This window comes from Marinobacter sp. (assembly GCF_041686475.1).
Lineage (GTDB): Bacteria > Pseudomonadota > Gammaproteobacteria > Pseudomonadales > Oleiphilaceae > Marinobacter.
The window spans coordinates 3,655-7,244 of record NZ_JAWLDU010000076.1 but is presented as its reverse complement, the minus strand read 5'-3'; the positions used below and the strand labels follow the sequence as shown (position 1 = coordinate 7,244).

Genomic DNA, 3,590 nt, shown 5'->3' with positions numbered 1-3,590 from the left:
TACGCCGCTTAGCTGGGCACCCTCACCGAAGGCGACAATGTTCAGCAGGCGGTAGATGTCGGTGGGGTTGAGCATCAGCAGCCAGGGCAGCAGTTCCGGGTTCAACTTGCCCTCGCTGGCCACCAGTGTGCCCAGCAGCATCAGGTCGAAGATCAGTACGAAGAAGAACCAGATACCAAGAGCCATGCCAGCGGCTATCGGCTTTTCGCTAACCCTGACGCTGATCATGTAGGCCAGCGCAATAAAGCCCCAGCCCAGCAGGATGGTGGACACGATAAAGCGGAACATGGCGGCGGCCAGGGCGCTGACGGCCACATCATCTACCAGCAGGGCAATGGCGACGCCGGCGACGCCAAAACCGAGCAGCGTGGCAAAAGCCAGCGTCAGGCCGTGGCCGAGGAATTTGCCGAACAGCAGCTGGCCACGGCTGAGAGGATAGGTCATCAGCAGCAACAGAGTGCCGCCTTCTTCCTCACCCACAATAGCGTCGTAGGCCAGTAGCAGTGCGATCAGGGGGATCAGGAAAATGCCCAGGCTGGCCAGGCTGGCAATGGTGGCTGGCGTGGAGGCGTATCCCACCTGCCCCGACGCCGCGGCGCCAAACCAGGCGATACCCAGGGCCAGGACAGCAAACACCAGGGCAATGGCGATCAGCCAGCGGTTGCGAAGGCTGTCACTGAGTTCCTTGCGGGCAATGGTCCAGATGCTGTTCATTGGGCGCCTCCGCGGTGGGCCAGGCCACCGGAGCCGATAAAGTGCACGTAGACATCCTCAAGGGTGGGCTGGTGAATGCCCAGGTCCTGAACTTCACCGGAGTCCAGCAGGGCCTGAATCAGCGCCATCTTTTCTGTGGGCCGGACGTCCACCTGCAGACGCCCACTGTCTTTCCTGATCATCAGACCATTACCCGCTGAAGCGCCGGCAATGGCTTGTTCAAGCGCCGAAGTACCGTTGGCCGGTTCGATGGACAGGGTCACCGGCATGTTTGCCTGCCGACGCAGAGAAGGCAGATCGCCCACGGCCTTCACGGCGCCATCGGTAAGAATCGCAGCCCGGTCGATGTAGGGTTCTACACCGGGAAGTACATGGGAACACAACACTATGCCTGTGCCCTCGTCCCGAAGTTTGCGCAACAACCGGTACAGATCGGCCGTCGCCACCGGGTCCAGCCCCACCGTGGGTTCGTCGAGCATCAGCAGCTTCGGTGTGCCAAGAAGTGCCTGGGCCAGCCCCAGACGCTGACGCATGCCCTTGGAGTAGGTTTTCACCCGCGCATTCATGGCGTCGCCAAGGCCTACCTGCTCCAGCAATTCCGGCACCTGCTTCAGGGGCGCTCCTTTCAGGCGGGCAAAGTGATTGAGGATCTCGCGCCCGGTCAGTTGCGGGTAGAACATCACGTTCTCCGGCAGGTACCCGATGTGCTGGCTGACATGAGGGTCACCCGCGTCACCGTCGAGCACGGAGACCTTACCCTGGGTCGGGGTCATCAAACCCAGAATCAGCTTGATGCTGGTGGTCTTGCCGGCGCCATTGTGGCCAAACAGCCCGAGGATCTCACCGGGCTCCAGGCTTAGATCAACGCCATTCAGAACCAGGGCCTTGTCGTACCGGTAACTTACATTTTCAAGACGGAAACAGCTCATCAGGACTCCGGTTGTATGGATTCGGGCTGACTCATCAGCGGGTGGGAATCACTGACACCAGCGGCTTTGACCACGGGAAACGCATCCTGCACCCAACGCAGGGTATCCACTGCGGGGCTGAACATCAGCACCTTGGCCTCCGGATAGGTCCACAGCAGCCGGTCCACATTGTCATTGGGCTCATAGGCCACATCGCCAATGCCATCCTGATTGCGGTCCCACCCCAGATAGTCACTCCAGTAGTTGCCCCGCCCCTCCTTCGACCACTCCTGGGTGCGGGTTGCCACGTACTTCACCTGACGCTGGTTGTTCACGAAGGCATTACTAAACACCTCGTTCTCTTCCGACCCCGCCGTCAGATGAATGCCAATATTGCTGTCCCGGAACACATTGTTCTCAAAAACGTTATGCAGCGAGTTATAGATAAACACCGCCTTACCCTCAGCCCCGGAAATCGAAATCCCCGCTGTCTGCCCCTGGGAAACCCCGGTGACCACATTCCCCCGTAGCTCGGAGTTGGTAATGAAATTCATCAAAATGCCGTAGTTCTCATCATCCTCGGAGCGGTTATTGAGCACCTTCAGATACTTGCTCTGCATCAGCGCATACCCCGTCCGTGTTCCCCGGGTAACATTTCCCTCCAGCAGGTTATGCATCGAATACATGTAGTGAATGCCATAACGCAGATCCGTCATCAGGTTGTTGCGGAGCTCGTTATTGTTCGCCGTCTCGATATAGATACCATCCCGGGTCTGACTGATGTCATTGCCTTCGATCAAGGCCCCGGTGGTATTGAACATACGTTCGATTTGCGATGGACAACAAGGACCTGTCCCGGCAGGTTTCGATCTCCAGTAACGATGAAGTCGGCACCATCGGCAAGGCTATCAATGAGCTTTTCGGAAGGTTCGGCAGTGCTCTTCAGCACATAGACAAAGCAAGCGTGCAGCTGGCCACCGCCACCGAAGAAACCAGCTCCACCGCCGGCCAGAATGCCGGCCAGGTGAAGAATCAACAGCAACAGATCGAACAGGTTGCGGCTGCCACCGAGGAGATGTCAGCAACCTCCGAGGAAATTTCGCGCAATACCCAGCAAGTGGCGGATGCCGCCACCAGTGCAATGGACAAGAGCAGAACCGGCGAGGAGGTCCTGCACGGCAGCGTGCGCCGGATTCGTTCCCTGGCCACCTCGGTGCAGGAAGTGAACGAAGTGATTGAGGAGCTGGAACGCCGCAGCAGCAGCATCAGCGATGTCGTGGATGTGATTCGTCAGGTGGCCGACCAGACCAACCTGCTTGCCCTCAATGCTGCTATCGAAGCCGCACGGGCCGGCGAGCATGGCCGTGGCTTTGCAGTGGTCGCCGATGAAGTACGGACCCTTGCGCGCCAGACCCACGAGTCCACAACCAAGATCGAAGGCATTATCAACGGCTTCAGAGACGTTACCGATAGCGCCAGCCGCTCCATCACCGCCAGTCACAAACTGGCCAATGAAACCAGTGAGCAGGCCTCGGAGCTGGAGCAGACGTTTGCCGATATTCTCAGCGACGTAAACAGCATCTCTGACATGGCGTCCCAGATTGCCACAGCCTCTGAAGAGCAGGTATCAGTAACGCGGGAACTTGCCGGCAATATGGAATCGGTCAGTGAGGCAGCCATTCTGACACTGACTGGCTCCCAGGAGATCACCCAGGTAACCGGGGAACAGGCACGGCTTGCACGCCAGCTTCAGGATCTGGCCAATGAGTTCAAGATTCCGGCCTGAATCTCTATGGACGAAAATACAAAGGGGTAGCCGACCGGCTACCCCTTTTTGCATTCCAGCACTTTCAGATAATTCGCGAGAACCTCTGGCTGGCGCCTTCCTTCCGATAAAGATCAAAGATCTGGCAGATCGCCCGAATCAGTAACCGGCCCGCGGGCTGAACCTGCAGAGCATTGCCGTCG

Annotated in this window: 3 protein-coding genes and 1 pseudogene; 1 reads left to right on the top strand and 3 read right to left on the bottom strand. The window is 58.4% G+C overall.

The features are described 5' to 3' along the window. The 3 genes and pseudogenes from ACESMB_RS13480 to nosD all read right to left on the bottom strand — a co-directional run. On the bottom strand, positions 1 to 714 hold a 714-nt coding region (locus ACESMB_RS13480), incomplete at its 3' end, for an ABC transporter permease (RefSeq protein ID WP_372971802.1). Beyond that, complete coding sequence (locus ACESMB_RS13475; RefSeq protein WP_372971801.1) at positions 711 to 1,643, bottom strand: ABC transporter ATP-binding protein; 933 nt, start codon at positions 1,641 to 1,643, stop codon at positions 711 to 713. The genes ACESMB_RS13480 and ACESMB_RS13475, both read right to left, overlap by 4 nt. Continuing rightward, a pseudogene (nosD, locus tag ACESMB_RS13470) lies at positions 1,643 to 2,443 on the bottom strand (nitrous oxide reductase family maturation protein NosD); the annotation flags it as partial. The gene ACESMB_RS13475 and the pseudogene nosD, both read right to left, overlap by 1 nt. A 14-nt stretch (positions 2,444 to 2,457) precedes the next feature. Here nosD and ACESMB_RS13465 point away from each other — a divergent pair. Beyond that, complete coding sequence (locus ACESMB_RS13465; protein ID WP_372971800.1) at positions 2,458 to 3,408, top strand: methyl-accepting chemotaxis protein; 951 nt, start codon at positions 2,458 to 2,460, stop codon at positions 3,406 to 3,408. The last annotated feature ends 182 nt before the right edge of the window (positions 3,409 to 3,590 follow it).